13 protein-coding genes are annotated in these 15674 nt (G+C 58.1%); 9 read left to right on the top strand and 4 right to left on the bottom strand.

The genetic code is table 11. From position 1 onward, the window contains the following. The first annotated feature begins 396 nt into the window (after positions 1 to 396). Genes bcsN through FHW37_RS18605 form a run of 3 tightly spaced genes read left to right on the top strand, consistent with a single transcriptional unit; the run spans position 397 to position 6197 of the window. Positions 397 to 1446 carry a cellulose biosynthesis protein BcsN gene (gene bcsN, locus FHW37_RS18615; RefSeq protein WP_145639051.1) on the top strand — a complete coding sequence of 350 codons (1050 nt, stop codon included), beginning with the start codon at positions 397 to 399 and terminating at the stop codon, positions 1444 to 1446. A gap of 47 nt (positions 1447 to 1493) precedes the next feature. Then, complete coding sequence (gene bcsA / locus FHW37_RS18610; protein WP_145639049.1) at positions 1494 to 3665, top strand: UDP-forming cellulose synthase catalytic subunit; 2172 nt, start codon at positions 1494 to 1496, stop codon at positions 3663 to 3665. A 9-nt stretch (positions 3666 to 3674) separates the two neighbouring features. After that, a complete protein-coding gene (locus tag FHW37_RS18605) occupies positions 3675 to 6197 on the top strand; it encodes a cellulose biosynthesis cyclic di-GMP-binding regulatory protein BcsB (RefSeq protein WP_145639047.1) in 2523 nt (840 codons plus the stop codon). 5 nt (positions 6198 to 6202) lie between these two features. Here FHW37_RS18605 and FHW37_RS18600 read toward each other — a convergent pair whose 3' ends face one another. Beyond that, complete coding sequence (locus FHW37_RS18600; protein WP_145639045.1) at positions 6203 to 6778, bottom strand: DNA-3-methyladenine glycosylase; 576 nt, start codon at positions 6776 to 6778, stop codon at positions 6203 to 6205. A 524-nt stretch (positions 6779 to 7302) separates the two neighbouring features. Here FHW37_RS18600 and FHW37_RS18595 point away from each other — a divergent pair. Beyond that, the gene (locus FHW37_RS18595) at positions 7303 to 8340 is read left to right on the top strand and encodes a calcium-binding protein (protein ID WP_145639043.1); all 1038 of its coding nucleotides are present in this window, start codon (positions 7303 to 7305) and stop codon (positions 8338 to 8340) included. Between the two features lie 88 nt (positions 8341 to 8428). On the opposite strand, the gene FHW37_RS18590 is transcribed toward FHW37_RS18595, so the two are convergent. Together FHW37_RS18590 and FHW37_RS18585 are read right to left on the bottom strand one after the other, a co-directional pair. Further along, the gene (locus FHW37_RS18590) at positions 8429 to 9025 is read right to left on the bottom strand and encodes an alpha-ketoglutarate-dependent dioxygenase AlkB (RefSeq protein ID WP_145639041.1); all 597 of its coding nucleotides are present in this window, start codon (positions 9023 to 9025) and stop codon (positions 8429 to 8431) included. Further along, complete coding sequence (locus tag FHW37_RS18585; RefSeq protein ID WP_145639039.1) at positions 9022 to 9738, bottom strand: class I SAM-dependent methyltransferase; 717 nt, start codon at positions 9736 to 9738, stop codon at positions 9022 to 9024. The genes FHW37_RS18590 and FHW37_RS18585 overlap by 4 nt, the downstream gene beginning before the upstream one ends. A gap of 482 nt (positions 9739 to 10220) precedes the next feature. Here FHW37_RS18585 and FHW37_RS18580 point away from each other — a divergent pair, with 482 nt between their 5' ends. From FHW37_RS18580 to FHW37_RS18565, 4 genes are all read left to right on the top strand, one after another. Then, positions 10221 to 10418 (top strand): hypothetical protein, encoded by a 198-nt coding sequence (locus tag FHW37_RS18580; protein ID WP_246690817.1) that lies wholly within the window; start codon positions 10221 to 10223, stop codon positions 10416 to 10418. Then, positions 10408 to 11487, top strand: a complete 1080-nt coding sequence (locus FHW37_RS18575; protein WP_145639035.1) for an AAA family ATPase — start codon at positions 10408 to 10410, stop codon at positions 11485 to 11487. The genes FHW37_RS18580 and FHW37_RS18575 overlap by 11 nt, the downstream gene beginning before the upstream one ends. A 314-nt stretch (positions 11488 to 11801) precedes the next feature. After that, the gene (locus FHW37_RS18570; protein WP_186458315.1) at positions 11802 to 12221 is read left to right on the top strand and encodes a hypothetical protein; all 420 of its coding nucleotides are present in this window, start codon (positions 11802 to 11804) and stop codon (positions 12219 to 12221) included. Between the two features lie 781 nt (positions 12222 to 13002). Then, positions 13003 to 14097, top strand: coding sequence for a hypothetical protein (locus FHW37_RS18565; RefSeq protein WP_145639034.1), 1095 nt, complete (start codon positions 13003 to 13005; stop codon positions 14095 to 14097). Between the two features lie 223 nt (positions 14098 to 14320). On the opposite strand, the gene FHW37_RS18560 is transcribed toward FHW37_RS18565, so the two are convergent. Further along, the gene (locus FHW37_RS18560) at positions 14321 to 14527 is read right to left on the bottom strand and encodes a DUF982 domain-containing protein (protein WP_186458314.1); all 207 of its coding nucleotides are present in this window, start codon (positions 14525 to 14527) and stop codon (positions 14321 to 14323) included. A gap of 209 nt (positions 14528 to 14736) precedes the next feature. Between FHW37_RS18560 and FHW37_RS18555 the strand changes: the two genes are divergently transcribed. Then, a complete protein-coding gene (locus tag FHW37_RS18555; RefSeq protein WP_145639030.1) occupies positions 14737 to 15600 on the top strand; it encodes a hypothetical protein in 864 nt (287 codons plus the stop codon). Positions 15601 to 15674: the final 74 nt, after the last annotated feature.

Here is a 15674-nt window from a genome sequence, read left to right as displayed (position 1 = left end):
TAGGCGCTGGGTCTTTCCATCCCTTAAGGCAGGGTCGGAAAATTCCGGATCGCGCGCGCTTACGGTTCCGGTCAACGGCCACGAATCGACCGCCGGCTGCCGGTGTTCATGCAGGAGCCACCCAGCTGTCACGCCAGCTGCGGCCAAGGAGATCAGCCAAACCTTCATCGGTTCTCCGGTCCCGACTATCCGCGGTTCCGTCCCGTCTGGGGACAATGCAGATGGTCTTATTTCACTTTTCTAAATAATGCTGCAAGATGGTTAACGAACAATTTAGATTTGTCCTACCAAGATTGGTAAGGTTGACGCGATCCTGCTTCGCTACGTCAGAGTACCAAGTTCAGATTAATGCGGCGACCATCGGACGATGAGCGTCCGTAGGTTTATGAGAACGTTATGATGAACGAATACGCGACCTCTGTCGATCGAACAGTCTGTGGCCGGCTCCCTTATGTCGCTGCTTTTTTCGTGATCCTGCCACTTGCGCTTGCAAGCTGCGGCGGGCAGCCGATACAGCCCGGTGCTATGGCCAAGATGGTGCCGCCAGAACAGGCGATCGCCATGCCGCCACCGGCCGGTCCCTCGATCGTCAGCGTGATCGACCGTCGATATGACAATGCGATCGAGCAGGAAATCTACCTGGCGACTTCCGCCGTCACGCCGGGGCAGAATTTCCTCAAGGTGCAGATGTTCGGCACCGCGAGCCCGTTCCGCTACAGTTCCAACAATCTTGGCGCCGGACAGGTCAGCCAGAGCCGGATCGCCTCGGAAATGGCGTCCAGCCTTCGCGGCGTGTCGATGGTGCGCTCACAATTCTACGTGCAGAACAGCTATGGCCCGTTTGGTTATGCCTTCGGACGCAGCGCCGGCGACCTTTGCATGTATGGCTGGCAGCAGATCCGCTCGCCGGCGGAAAGCATATCGCCGATGAACAATTACGGCACCGTCCAGGTCCGCGCACGTATCTGCGAGGCCGGCGCGACGGAGCAGAAGCTGCTCGCCTTCATGTATAATTTCACCATCAATGCCTCCGTCGATTCGATGGGCTGGAACCCTTATGGCCAGCCGGCGCCGATGGCCCCCGGCTTCGGCATGAGTGGCGCTCCGAGCTATCCGCGCCCGGCATCGACCGAGGCAATCGTGCCGGTCACACCGCAGCGGCCGACGACGATCATGCGCCGCGCGCCGGCAGCTGCACCGGTGCGAACCGTTACCGCCGCGCCGGCACCCGTCCAGACAGAACCTGCCGCACCGCTCGTTCGCGTGCCGACCGTGTCGGGCGCATCCGGCCGATCGCTGGCTTATCCGGTCGCTCCGACGGCCGGCGTTGCTCCGCGGACCGCACCGCCCTCGTATCCCGGCACATCACCGGTGCAGAACTCCGTGCGTGTCCCCTCTCCGTCCTGCTCGACCGGAACGGAGGGATCCGATGCTAGCTGCCGCTGAGATCCGTTTCCCGACCCGGTTTTCCAGGCTCCAAAGGTAGCCCGCCCATGCGCACAGTCATCTCCGCCGCCATATGGGCTGCCGCCAGCGCGATGATCGCGCTTCTGGTGACGCTGCCGATCAATACCCGCACCCAGCTTATCGCCAGCATCATGGTGGTTCTGGTGATGAGCATCATCAAGCTCCTGAACGCCGAAGGGAAATGGCGGCTGGTCGCGCTTTCCTTCGGCACGGTCATGGTGTTCCGCTATGTCTACTGGCGCACGACGAACACGCTGCCGCCGGTCAACCAGCTGGAAAACTTCATTCCCGGCCTGCTCGTTTATCTCGCCGAAATGTACAGCGTGGTGATGCTGGGCCTCAGCCTCTTCGTCGTCGCCATGCCGCTCACACCGCGCAAGGCAGGCGACCGCAACAAGGGCGAGCTGCCGACCGTCGACGTCTTCGTGCCATCCTATAACGAGGACGAGGTGCTGCTGGCCAATACGCTGGCTGCTGCCCGCAACATGGATTATCCGCCGGAAAAGCTGACCGTCTGGCTGCTCGATGACGGCGGTACGGTGCAGAAGCGCAAGTCTGCCAATGTCGCCGATGCCCGCGCCGCGGAAGCGCGCTACAATTCGCTGCGCCAGCTCTGCGAGGAACTCGGCGTCAAATATCTGACGCGCGAACGCAATGAGCATGCAAAGGCCGGCAATCTCAACAACGGCCTGGCGCATTCGACCGGCGACCTGATCGCCGTCTTCGATGCCGACCACGCACCGACCCGCGACTTCCTGCTCGAAACCGTGCATTTCTTCGAGAAGGAGCCAAAACTCTTCCTCGTGCAGACGCCGCATTTCTTCCTCAATCCGGATCCGGTCGAGCGCAATCTTCGTACCTTCGAGAAGATGCCGAGCGAAAACGAGATGTTCTACGGCATCATCCAGCGCGGTCTCGACAAGTGGAATGCCGCTTTCTTCTGCGGCTCTGCGGCGGTTCTGAACCGCAAGGCGCTGGAAGTCTCGAACGGCTTTTCCGGGGTCAGCATTACCGAGGACTGCGAAACCGCGCTCGACCTGCATGGTCTCGGCTGGCACAGCATCTATGTCGACCGGCCGCTGATCGCCGGCCTGCAGCCTGCGACCTTCGCAAGCTTCATCGGCCAGCGCTCGCGCTGGGCACAGGGAATGATGCAGATCCTGCGCTTCCGCTTCCCGCCCTTGAAGCGCGGCCTCTCCTTCCCGCAGCGCCTTTGCTACATGTCATCGACGCTGTTCTGGCTGTTCCCCTTCCCGCGCACGATCTTCCTGTTCGCGCCGCTATTCTATCTGTTCTTCGACCTCGAGATCTTCACCTCGTCCGGCGGCGAGTTCCTCGTCTATTCGCTGACCTACATGGTCGTGAACATGCTGATGCAGAACTATCTCTACGGATCGTTCCGCTGGCCGTGGATCTCGGAACTCTACGAATACGTCCAGACGGTGCATCTTCTGCCCGCCGTCGTTTCGGTCATGCTCAACCCGAGCAAACCGACCTTCAAGGTGACGGCAAAGGACGAATCCGTTTCGGTCAGCCGCCTTTCGGAAATCAGCAGACCGTTCTTCGTGATCTTCTGCGTGCTCGTCATCGCCTTCATCATGAGCGTCTACCGGGTCTATACCGAGCCCTACAAGGCGGACGTGACGCTGGTCGTCGGCGGTTGGAACCTGCTCAACATCATCATTGCCGGCTGCGCGCTCGGCGTCGTTTCCGAACGCGGCGAGCGGCAATCTTCTCGGCGTATCCGGGTCAGCCGGCGCTGCGAATTCGGTGTCGACGACCGCTGGTTCACCGCAACGATCGAGGACGTTTCCGTGCATGGCTCGGCGATGCAGGTCTATACGGAAGGCTTCAAGGACCTTGCCGTCGGCAAGCGCGGCCTCATTCGCTTCCAGCCCTTCAGCGATCTGCCGGTCAGCGAGCTGCCGGTCGAGATCCGCAATTTCGAAAGCCTTGGCGACGTGACGACGATGGGTTGCCGCTACACGCCGGAAAAACCGACGGACCACAGGCTGATTGCCGACCTTATCTTTGCAAATTCCAGCCAGTGGACACAGTTCCAGACGTCGCGGCGCAAAAACCCCGGCCTGTTGCGCGGCACGATCTGGTTCCTCGGTCTGGCGGCCTATCAGACGACGCGTGGCCTTGCCTATTTCCTGAAGGACCTCGGCCGAAGCCGGGCGGGGAACGAGGGTTAGATAATGGCCATGATGAAACCCCTCGCATTTCTGTTCGTCCTCGTCGCAGCCTTTCCTGCCTGGAGCCAGTCGCCGTTCGACATGTCGCCCGAGCGGCCGGCGCAGCCTGCCGCCCCGGCACCGCCTCCAAGGCCAGCACCGCTACAGCCAGCTCCGCAAACGGCGCCGCAAGCGGTAAAGCCCGTAGCACCTTCTGCTCCGGCACCCTTTTCCGCGGCCTCGCCACCGAAGCCGGTATCGCCTCCCCCGGCCAATGCGCCTGCAGTTGCACCACCGGCATCTGCCCCCCCACCGCTGCAGCAGCCGAACGCCATCGGCGGCACAACAGCTCCGGCAGCCACTAGCCCTACGGCGCCTGCCAATGCACCGGCCAATGTCGATGTGGCGGATGGGACGCGCCGTTATCTGGTGCCTGCCGAAACACTGCGCATCAATGGCGAGATCGGCCAGCGGTCGTGGTCGATCCATCTGACCGCAGAACAGGCCGCAGCGCCGACCAAGCTGCATTTCAGCTACCAGAACTCCGTCTTCGTGGCGCCGGAGGCCTCGCGGCTTTCCGTCAACATCAACGATGTCGAGATATACAAGGATCGGATCTCCGCCTCCGACCGACCCGCCGAACACGTGATCGACCTGCCGGCCGGTATCCTGAAGGCGGGCAGCAATGTCATCCGCTTCGGGGCCGACCAGCGCCACCGTACCGATTGCACGATCGAATCGACCTTCGAGCTTTGGACCGCCATCGACCCGGAAAAGACCTACCTGTCGTTCGATGACCCCAAGGTCAGCCGCCTGAACCGGCTCGACGACCTGCGGGCCGTCGGCGTGGATGGCCATGGCAATACCCGGTTCCGGCTGATCGTGCCGGCGCTCGACCAGATCGGCGCGACCGACGTACTGATGCGGCTGACACAGGCGCTGTCGCTGATGAGCGGCATGCCGAACCAGTCATTCGACTTCCAGAAATCTCCGCAAGGGCCCCTGCAGGCAGGCGAGCTGATGGTGTTCGTCGGAACGCCGGAGGAACTGAGACCGCTTCTGCCGAACCTGACGGCTGCTGCCTCAAGTGCCGCTGTCGCGAGCTTTGCCGAATATCCGGCCAATGCCGGCGCATCGGTTCTGGCCTTGTCGGGCCCGAGCTGGCCGGCGCTTCAGGGGCTGATCGACAGTTTCGCAGCCTCGGTCGATACGACCGGCACCCAGCGCCGCGAGACCCTGGCCACCGCCAACTGGCGTGGTCTCGATACGCCTTTCCTGTTTTCCAACAGCGTACTCGACTTCTCCTCGCTCGGCATCCAGAGCCAGGAATTTTCCGGCCGACTGTTCCGCACCGAGTTCACGATTGGGGTTCCTGCCGATTTCTACGCGAACGCCTATGGCGAGGCGCGCATCCTGCTCGACGCCGCCTATGTGCCGGAAGTGCAGGCGGGCAGCCATATCGACGTCTTCGTGAACGGCAATATCGCCTCCACCATACCGATCACCTCGAATGGCGGGGCAGTACTGCGGCATCTGCCGATCAAGCTGACGCTCCAGCACTTCAAGCCGGGCGTCAACACCATCGTCCTCGAAGCCTCGCTGATCACCGCAGCCGACAGGGCCTGCGCGCCCGGCGCGACCGGCGAGAACAAAAGCCGTTTCGCCCTGTTCGGCAGCTCGCAATTCGAAATGCCGGATTTCGCCCGCATCGCCCAGGTGCCGAACCTTGCGGCAACGGCCGGCACGGGCTTCCCTTATGGCCTGGGCTCCGACCCTGTTTCGCTTTTCCTCGGCCGGATCGACGAAAAGACACTGAGCTCGACCGCGACCCTGCTCGGCAAGATCGCCGTAGCATCACACCGGGTCATGCCGATCAGCGTGACGATATCGACAGCCAGGATTGCCGGACGGAATGCCATATTCGTCGGCTCGATCTCGGAATTTCCGGCCAATGTTCTCAGCCAGCTGAAGATCGACCCGTCGAGCCGCAACAGTTGGAGCGAGGAGCTCAACCGCGCGCCGGCGCCGCAAAAATCCCTGACCTTGCAGGACTGGCAGCAGCGCAACGGCGACAACTTCATCAGTCGCCAATTCTCCGGGCTGGCTGATTGGGCAAAGCGCAACTTCGACCTCTCCGCCACCATGCTGCGTTTCGCGCCGCCGACCGATGAAATGTACAGCCCGCCGAAGACGGCGGACATGATCCTGGCGCAGGACAGCGATCCGACCGAACTCGGCACCTGGACGGCGCTGATCTCGACCGACGACGATTCGCTCTACGAGGGCATGAACGCTTTCTCGACACGCCAGGCCTGGGACAGGCTCGCGGGCCGCATCACAGTCTATAACGGTCCGAATACGGATACGGACGTGATCCCGGTCAGCTGGTTCCGTTTCATGCCGACGGCGCCCTTCTCGATCTTCAACGCCCGGCTGATCGCGGCAAACTGGCTTTCAGACAATATCATGTCCTATGGCCTGCTTCTGGTCGCAGGCGCGGTTCTGCTGGGGCTTGCGACCGGTGGCATGCTGTCGAGGCTCGGCCGCAAATAGGAGGCTCAGGCAGGGCTTGCCTGAGCACCTGTCCTGGCGCCGAATTTCCGGCTGAGATGCGGCGAACCTGAAAGGCCGAAACGCCAGGGGAGATCGACGGCCCGCGATATGCCGATGCGTGGGCCGGAAACGACAAGCGGCGTATTTTCACGCGGCTTCAGAAGAAATGGTGCTGCGAACAATGACAGGCCGTTATGCTCCATGCCGACGCCCAGCGCCTGGCAGACCCGGCCCGGGCCCGAGCAGAGCAGCAACGGCTCCGGGCGGCCACGGCGGCGCTCCATCTCCTCAAGTCCGAAAACCGGCTGCAAGGCGCGGATAAGGACGGCGCTGCCCGGCCGGCAGACGAAATTGAGACACCAATGGATGCCGTAGGACCGGTAGACATAGGCATGGCCGGGCTGACCGAACATGACGGTGGTCCGCGGTGTCGGCCCCCGGAAACTGTGGGAGGCGGGATCATCCGGCTCATAGGCTTCCGTTTCGACGATGATGCCGCCGACGCCGGCCACACCGAGCCCGATGCCGATCAGGTCTGCCGCAACGGCAACAGCACCTCTGTCGAAAAAGCTTTGATCCACACGCCCATCCCGGAATGCAAGGGTCACCCTGCCGGCCGCAGCCGGCAGGGTGCCGAGAACATCATGTTCCCGGGTCCGCGAGGGACGATCTTTTTGAGCATCCCGCCAAGGGAAAGCAAAGTGCGAAATCTTGCCGCGCCCCTGAAGGGCAAGCGCATTGATCTGTCGCAATGCCTGCGCCGATAAATCGGCCGCCGGCCGCTACAGGAACATCGCAGCCGCAAATGAGCCCAGATAGAGGGCGATGATGAGAGCCGCTGCGGCAGCTATGACATTGGTAATCATGTCGTCCATGGATGTTCTCCCGCGAAATCGAGAACCTATACGACGGAGATGGAAAATAAGTTTCAGCGATTGCTTAAATAAATAAATGCCCGTGTTTTCGGGGCTTCACGGATGCGTGAAGGGGCCGAAGATGAACGGCAGACAACGGGACATTACGTATAGGTTTAGCTTTGATGTCCTATCATCATGGCGTTCGCCCGCGAATCGCCTGCGATCCGGGACAAGATCAGGAGGAAAGAATGCCGACCTTTTACGGTGACGACCGCGCCAACATCATCTACCAGGACGACTATGATTCCGACCTGACGATCTATGCTTATGGCGGCAACGACAAGATCTATCTCAATCTTGTCGGCGACTATGGCGGGTTCAACACCGTTTATGCCGATAGCGGCGCCGACCTGGTGAAGAACTGGTTCGAGGGCGGCAACCAGATCGATCTCGGCTCCGGCAACGACACCTATATCGGCATCGGCTTCTCGACCTCCGCCAGCTATTACGACGTCGTCTATGGTGGCAACGGCAACGACACGTTCGACGTGTCGACCTATCACAGCAGCTATTACGGCGAAGCGGGAAATGACTCGTTCTTCTCCGTCGGCTTTGCCAATAATTTCTACGGCGGTTCCGGCATAGACACGATCAGCTACGAATCCCAGGACGATGACCCGGATCTCGGTGGCAGCGGCGTGCTGATCGATCTCGGCAAGGGTTATGCCGCGACGGATGGCTCGAGCGACACCGAAACCCTGTCGAGCATCGAAAACGCGATCGGCACCGGTGCCGGCGACGAGATCTACGGATCGTCCGTCGCCAACAAGCTCTGGGGCGATGGCGGCAATGACGTGATCTACGGTCTCGGCGGCAATGACACGCTTTACGGCGGCGGCGGCAAGGACGACCTCTATGGCGGATCCGGCAAGGACAAGCTTTATGGCGGCGCCGGCAGCGACTATCTCTGGGGCGGCTCGGGCGCCGATACCTTTGTCTTCACCTCGGTCAGCGATTCCAAGGCAGGCGCCTCGCGCGACGTGATCAAGGATTTCAGCCGCGCCGAGGACGATTATATCGACCTGCGCCAGATCGACGCCGACACGACCCACCGCGGCAACCAGGCCTTTGACTTCATCGGTTCGAAGGCGTTTTCGGGTGAAGCAGGCGAATTGCGGTTTAGCGCGGGGATTGTTTCCGGCGACGTCGATGGCGACGGAAGGGCGGATTTCCAGATCAAGGTTGCGGGCCTGACGAAGATGTATGCGAGCGATTTCTTCCTGTGAGGAAGGGATAGGCAGCCGAAAAACGGAAAACCCGGGTAGACTTCCGTCTGCCCGGGTTTTCAGCTTTTTGGACTACCTAGAAACCGGGTCAGATCTCAGCATCGGCCGCGCGAATGACTTTTCTGAAAGTCAGAGAAATTCTTCTTCCGCGGGCTATTTTCATACCATCCACAAGGTCCGACTTGCGCGCGGGTATCTCGTGGGTCCAGTCATATCGGCCGGCATCTTTCAGCACGATGGCGGAACGCGGCAGAAGGGGAACGCTCAGCACCTGAGCTCCATCAGTTTTGCGAAATATCATTTCGCAGGCCGACAACAGGCTGACGGAAACAATAGTGTCGTCAAAACAGGGGACGCAATCAACATGGGCGCTGATCCCCTGCCCCGGAAGATATTCGTTGGCAATCGCCTGATCCGGCAGGCTATTGCAATGCCCCCCGGCTACCAGCCGCTCTGCGAAGAACGCCAGCCAATCCGGTAACTCTCCCAGATAGGCGTCCGGAGCGATGGTGCGCGCTTTGTAATCGTATCGGTAACCGAAATGCTGGACCCGGCGTTTCAGCACATTGCTCCACTCGCCAGCGTCCAGGCGGGCGAGAAGAGCTTCTTCCTCCACGGCGGACAAGAAGTTCTGAAAATAGGCAATGCCCGGCGGCAGAGGCGGCGCAATCAACACGCTATTCATTTGCGATGAGCCTCCTCTTTGCGTTGAAATACATACGTTACGAACTCATCACCTTCATCAAGCGCACTGACCCCATCTTCTTTCGTCTTCACATGTGAATAACCGGGATAGTCCGCAGTATAGAAAGGACGTGCGATTGGAGGAGCATAACTATTGCGCTCGGATGCTCCATCCATATCAAAAGCACCATCGTAATGTGAGCTGTTTATAACGGTTATCGCGACCTGCCCGCCAACAACAAGGCGCTCTGCTGCACTCCTTAGAAAGCGCCGCACCAAAACGTGGTTTGGGTTTCGCCCGTAGCGCGGTTCTCGGCTGCCAACATTTGGGAATTGAAAGATGATCAAACTAAATTTCTTCTTATCAAACCAGCGCGATAGATTTGTTGCATCGACGCCGGCCACCGTCTTAACACCTCTGCGGCGAAGGGTTCGCGCATTCCGGCTGGTAATTTCCAGATATTCTTTTTCATTTTGGAATGTTGTGGCCGTCATGTTCGCCGCCTTGCTTCCGACCAGACCGGAAAGCGAGACTGAAAAGCTCAGATTTCCCTCTCCAACCAGAAGAATTGATCCCGATCTCACAGCTGAAGGGAAATCAAACGGATCTTTAAAATCCAGGGTCCGCTTCAGCGCGATAGCCGAGAGCCTAAACCTTTGCCACGCCAAATCACGGCTTACTTTGCTGATTATATCGGCAGCTACTGATATCATCGATAAAGTCCTCGCTTTTGTCCCCGAAGAAGTATCTCACGGGCTGGAAGGAGGGGGATGAAGTATTGAAAAATTATTTTCTTGCTGATGTTTTGGAATAAACCGCTACACGACAGCCCTCCAACCCGGAGAACAAAATATCGAACACGGTACAAACAAAAATGGTGCCCGGAGGCGGATTTGAACCACCGACACGCGGATTTTCAATCCGCTGACGAATGACCAAATTTCAACGCCTTCGAATTCTCCATTTCGTCTAGAAATCGAACCGAGCTCAACCGCTTAGCTCCATTATGTCTAGAACGGCGGCGTCCCAAGGTACCGAACCTACGACCCGGTTGATACCACCCAATGTGAACTGCACTATCAACGACTTAACCACCTGCCGGCTTCTGCCAGCGGGTCGCGCCATTGTGCGCCGAAAGGAAAAAATGAGAGTTCTGTACTGCCATCCGACGCGTGAGTCTGGACCGAAGGACTGTGTGGCCTTCGTCGACATCGAGTTGAACGAGCACATTCGTCTCTATGGCTTGCGTTTGCTGCGGCAGCCTGACGGCGCCCACTACCTTTTCGCTCCACAGGCTGGTCATCGCCGCACCGCTACGTTTTCCAAGCCGATGGCTGAGCGCCTGACCGCCCTTGCGGTCGAAGCGATAAAGGTCGCACGCAATGGCCAATAACTTTGCGACTATCGACTGGGATGACTTCGACGAGGGCAGCACCGTCTTCCAGTCGATCTCGGCTCACCTAACCGCACATTCGGCACAGAAGTCCACGAGGCATAAATACTGGCGAATGCCCGGTTGGATCGGCGCAGGCGACCTGACAGCGATCTTCGGCCCCAGCGAGGCGGGCAAGTCCGTGTTCTCGGTCGACCTCGCTTGCCGTCTCGCTGCAGGCTGGGACTTCGGCACCATACGCGACCGGCCTTCCTACAACATCCTGTATATTGCTGCCGAGCGCGGCGACCAAGTGCGCCGCCGCGTTGATGCCTTTGTCAAACACCATGGCGGCGAGCCCTTCGGTAACCTCATGATCTATGATGGCCCTATCGACCTTTGCGAAGAGCACTTCCTGCGCGCTGTGATCCGCACAGCCTCGCAATCTTTTCCTGACGAGTACGGCGCAGAGGTTGTCATCATCGACACTCTGGCCGCCGCTATGTCGGCATCCGACAGCAACCCGGAGGCGATGCACAAGGCGGTTAATAGCCTCACCGATGCCGTTCGCCACGGCAATCCGGAAGCGCATTGCTCAGTTATCGTTGTGCACCATTCGCCTGTCAGCGGTGAGGCTCGCATGCGCGGGGCTGGCCAGCTTCAAGGTGCGGCGGACATGACAATCCACGTCACCCGCAAGCGCGGCGTGTCGGTTGCTAAGGTGGCGAAGAACAACGAAGGGCCTGATCGGCCTATCCGAACCTACCGCATGGAGACTGTCAGCCTTGGCCGAGCGGCTGCAGATGAGCCCGAGACGACTGCACCGGTTCTGATCGAAGCGCAACAGACCGCAACAGAAAACGACAAATCGAAGCCGTTGCGTCGTCATCGTGAGGCAGTGGATGTGTTGCGCGGTGCGATAGCAGCCAACGACAACAAGCCCGTAACCGAAGAGCTATGGCGCGCGGCCGTTTACCTGGCTGCAGGCAACATCTCCGAAGGCGGAAAAAGGCTTAAGTTTTCGCGACATAAAGAGATCATCGAGGCAGGTTTCGCGGTTGAGGATGCTGGCCTTTTTCAGCTTTCATGACCGCAACAGAACGCAACGAAACGCAACAATTGTTGCGCAACTGTTTCTCGTCACCTCATTGGCCGACACCGCAACAGAAAAGCGCAACAACACAACACCCCTCTTTAGAGGGTGTATGTGTTGCGCCTGTTGCGTGTTGCGGCCTTAGGTGATGTTGCGGAGGAGTAAGTGAAAATAGCCTCGCCTCAGGCATCAGGACATCGCCGACCGCTTGGTTGTACTCTTTGTTTAACCAAAGTCGCCAGTAGACTTTGCGTTGATCTATCGCGGATTGTAGTGTCGACCAAGGGCATTTCATGGGGCACATTTAGACAATGCGCAGTTTTGTTACTTCCGCAGTTTTTGGCTTTTCATTCGGGTTATCAGCGCTTTCTGCATTGGCGCAATCCAGCGTCACCGTCGAGCACTCAAACGGGCTTATCGAAAGCTACCGGGCCTATATCGGACGTGACGATCTGTTCAATTCGAGCGGCGTTCGGCTTACCAAACCGTGGCAGATCATTCGTCAGGACCGCGCGAATTTCTATGTCTATGGCATTCGCGACAGGGACGACGAGGCGGACACATTCTTCGCTGATGCGGCTAATCGACAGGCGCTCGAAGTCATGCTTCGTAACGGGAGTATGAGCGGCGAAGCTGCGAGGATGATTGTGCAGGGCGGCGTTTGGATCGATGTCGAAATCTACGGTCGCGGGTCATCCGGCCGGTGGATTAACGTTACGGTTAGGGACTAAAATTTATCGCCGGCAATGGTGCCGGTGAAATCCGGCACGGCGCTTCCGCACTTCTCCGCATTTTAGTGACCGGCTCCTGAAGCCGATATCCCATTCCGCTCAAAACGCAGCTTTTCTGTGACTTCGGCGTGGTTCATTCGCGACAGGGAAAAGTGTAAAGCATTGCGTTGAGCATGACATAGTTTAGCATCTGAAGACTCTCCTTTCCGCCCTCTGGATGTTTGGAGACGTAGCCGGACAGAACAGAAACGTACGTCTCAGGAGTGAACACGAGGCGTGGTGGGGGGCACACAAGCTGCCCTCTTTTTTTGGAATCCAGGTAGGCACTAACCCAGACGATTGTGTCACCAGCCGCGTTGATCATCAATTTCGCCGTCAGATCAGTACGCGCTTTTTCTATAGTAGCGCCCACGGTTATTCCTTGGGCGGCCAATGGCCATGCCGCGAATATCCCTGCACACGCCAAAGTAAACGCAAGCCTCATCACTCAATTCCCTCACTTTGAATCAGTATGAAAGCGTTGTATTCCCAAACCAGTCGGAACCTCGACAGCGGCCGGACATTCTAGAGGGACTAGGATTGATCAAATGGTCTTCGCAAAGGTGCCCCCCGACATTGCAGCCACCACGACGCGACAATGGAGCGTGCGATGGAGGTGGGCAGGTGAGGATGACGTTCCATTTCGCCGAGCAGATATTACACAATTCAAAAGCGCAACTATTGATTGATTTCTTGTAAAATATATGAATTATTGGTGTGCTTCATTATTAACGGGTGCCCCATGCGAATTGCCCGAATTCTTGCCCTGCGGCTGCTTGCAATATTACTCCTACCCACTGCCGCTATCGCGGAAGATAACTGTAAAGATCTGTTGGCATCTGGCCTTTACGACAGCACAGTAAGTCTTACCAAAACGCAGCGCGCCTCTGCGGAGCAGGCTTTTTATTGCTCGTCTTCCTTAGAGGAGGCTAAATCATACTATCAAAAATCTAAATCGTCGAGTGGAGGCGGCGGAGGTGGTGTAAGTTACGGCCCATTCTCGTTAAGCGGGAGTGCTAGTTCAGCAAACGCTGAGAACCTTACTCAGGAACAATATAACAAGTGGAAGTCCGAAAAATGTGGAAATAAATCTGCAGAGGATTCAGCTCAGGAGTTTTATTTCGTCAGCCAGAATTTAGTAAATTCCACCGTTGCGAATAGTTGGTTGCAGTGCATGGCCAAGAGGGAAGGATTTTCCTGTTGGGCTACTCCTCAGGATGACGATGTGTTCGTCAGATTGAATTGGAAAAGAAATTCATTGTCGAAGGCAAAGGTGACGATGAGCTATGTTGCCAATGGAACTTCCCAGTACGACGGAGCACAGGCCGGAAAATTGGTAACACCTGAATACGAATTAAACCCTGGCACCATCGAAATACCTATTAAAAGGACGGATTTGAACGCGAGTGTGCGCGCTACAATTAACTTGGTACATGACGGTTTCAACTATTCGTGCACGGTGTTCGCCCCATCGTTAGTGAAAACCCCATCGACGCCCGCCGCCGATTACGCATCTGTCGAGCCGAAATTGGTTCTCAAAAAGACCGTTGGTTGCGACGTCAAGGCGATGACGGTTGACTGCGAACGAAACGCGAGCGCTACGCCGACGCCTGGCCACGTGCTATGTAATGCTACATTTTCCGCCACAGCGGGGCCAACTCAGAACGCAAGTCACAAACTCCTTTCATCGCTTCAGTTTGCGGAAGTCACTGTTACAGTCAAAACTGCGCAGATGTTTTTTGGGCCCGGACAATGGTTGATTGGCGATTTCCTCGTGACAGAGGTGCCTGCCGAAATTCCGAGTGACATTCGAAAAGCAAAAGGGTGTGCTATCTAGATGGGGGTTAAACATCAGACGAGCTCTTGCTAGTGTCGCCTGATCGGACACCGCCTCCAGGCCGACCACGCATCGGGAGGGGTGGGTAAGATCTCTGGCCCTCACGGCTGCCGTACCGGCGGTGTCCAAACGAACTAACGCTAACACAGAAAAACTCACGCGCGCGATCACGCGTGGCGCACGCGCGCGAGAAAATATTGAGTTTTTTGGCTTGTTGGGCGTGTCAGTGTGCGGCTTTAAGGAAGGCCTGCCTAGCTTCATCGTTCGAAAGACGCCCCTCGGCGGCGGCTGAGCACTTTGCCCAAGCTTCGCCCCATTGGTCGCTGCGCTTTGCGTGCTGGAGGAATGTCCGCGCCTGCGCGGCTGAGGCCACCGTGATCGTGAGGCCACCGTCGTTCACACGAACCGGTTTTTGCCATTCGTTTGACATTGGAACTCCTCTCATTGTTACCGGGAGAAATAATCCGTGAGCAATGTGGTGCCTTTAGGGCGACGCGGTCGATGTACCGCGACACATCAGGATTGACGGCAGCCAATGTGAACGCCCCTATTGACCTGAGATTTTGCGACCTACATCGTCGTCGCCTTAGCTAAAAAAGAGCCCGAAGCGGCCGCACCCTCCGGATCATAGGTGACAGCATGATCAACGACGAAATCCCGGTCTTCGACCGCCGCGACACGATGCCCGCCCTTTCCGACGATGCCGACAGCCAACAATGGCAACCGTGTCGTTCTCCACCTATGCGCAGCGTTACGGCCAAGCTTGTCAGCGACGGTCCGTCAGTCACATGGCGCCTGGATGCCCAAGCAGCGAGACTCACGTCCAATGCCTACCGTGGTCAGGCAGATAACGATAACTTCGATTGGCCACTCCAAAAGCTTCTGGTGACAGAGCGGAATGACCGTTGCCTTCAGCTGGCGCGCCGATATCGAGATCTGCACGATAACGCGACGCGGCCGACACAGCTAATCGGCAAAGAGGCTGATAACCTTTACATCGTCCATCGCACTGACGAGGATGGCAAATCCAAAGGAGTGAAGGTTGTCACCGGCAAGAAGGCAAACGTAGACCGCCCTGCCCGGCGGATCGTCATGGCCGGATCTGAAACGAAGACGCGCGCGGCAGCCGTCCCCAAGAATTGGAACGGCGACTGGCCTATCCTCTCTGCGATTGACGCGAAGAGGGAACTCGCCTTCCTCCGCTCCAAACTGGCCTTTGTGCCGAAGATCCTGGACGCGTTCGAATGGGCCGTTTGCGACAACCTGACCTTGGCTGAGATCGGCGAACGCCTCGGAGCAGGCAGTAAGGGGGGCAAGGGTGAAGCACGCGCCCGTATCTTCGATGGTTTTGGAATCGTGGACCGGTATTGGCAGCTAGGCAACGTGACGGAAAAATCTTCCGTCACGTCGTGCTTGCCGTGGCAGGAAGGTGTGCCACTCCCGGCAGGCTTCTATCGTTCGAAGCTTCAGCCAGACAGGATATTCCCGCAGGCTGCCGCATAGGGGTACCCCTTTTCGGAACGCCAAAGGGTAAGGGAGAGAAAGGGTCGCGCAAGCGGCCCTTTTACGTTCAGGGC

Source organism: Neorhizobium alkalisoli (assembly GCF_007829835.1).
Lineage (GTDB): Bacteria > Pseudomonadota > Alphaproteobacteria > Rhizobiales > Rhizobiaceae > Neorhizobium.
This window is presented reverse-complemented; position numbering and strand designations above follow the sequence as displayed.

Bases quoted from the DNA above. Each gene is read 5' to 3' on its own strand.
- FHW37_RS18565 (WP_145639034.1), top strand. From the start codon at position 13,003: ATGCGAATTGCCCGAATTCTTGCCCTGCGGCTGCTTGCAATATTACTC.
- bcsN (WP_145639051.1), top strand. From the start codon at position 397: ATGATGAACGAATACGCGACCTCTGTCGATCGAACAGTCTGTGGCCGG.
- FHW37_RS18555 (WP_145639030.1), top strand. From the start codon at position 14,737: ATGATCAACGACGAAATCCCGGTCTTCGACCGCCGCGACACGATGCCC.
- FHW37_RS18570 (WP_186458315.1), top strand. From the start codon at position 11,802: ATGCGCAGTTTTGTTACTTCCGCAGTTTTTGGCTTTTCATTCGGGTTA.
- FHW37_RS18585 (WP_145639039.1), bottom strand. From the start codon at position 9,738: ATGATATCAGTAGCTGCCGATATAATCAGCAAAGTAAGCCGTGATTTG.
- FHW37_RS18560 (WP_186458314.1), bottom strand. From the start codon at position 14,527: ATGTCAAACGAATGGCAAAAACCGGTTCGTGTGAACGACGGTGGCCTC.
- bcsA (WP_145639049.1), top strand. From the start codon at position 1,494: ATGCGCACAGTCATCTCCGCCGCCATATGGGCTGCCGCCAGCGCGATG.
- FHW37_RS18590 (WP_145639041.1), bottom strand. From the start codon at position 9,025: ATGAATAGCGTGTTGATTGCGCCGCCTCTGCCGCCGGGCATTGCCTAT.
- FHW37_RS18595 (WP_145639043.1), top strand. From the start codon at position 7,303: ATGCCGACCTTTTACGGTGACGACCGCGCCAACATCATCTACCAGGAC.
- FHW37_RS18575 (WP_145639035.1), top strand. From the start codon at position 10,408: ATGGCCAATAACTTTGCGACTATCGACTGGGATGACTTCGACGAGGGC.
- FHW37_RS18605 (WP_145639047.1), top strand. From the start codon at position 3,675: ATGATGAAACCCCTCGCATTTCTGTTCGTCCTCGTCGCAGCCTTTCCT.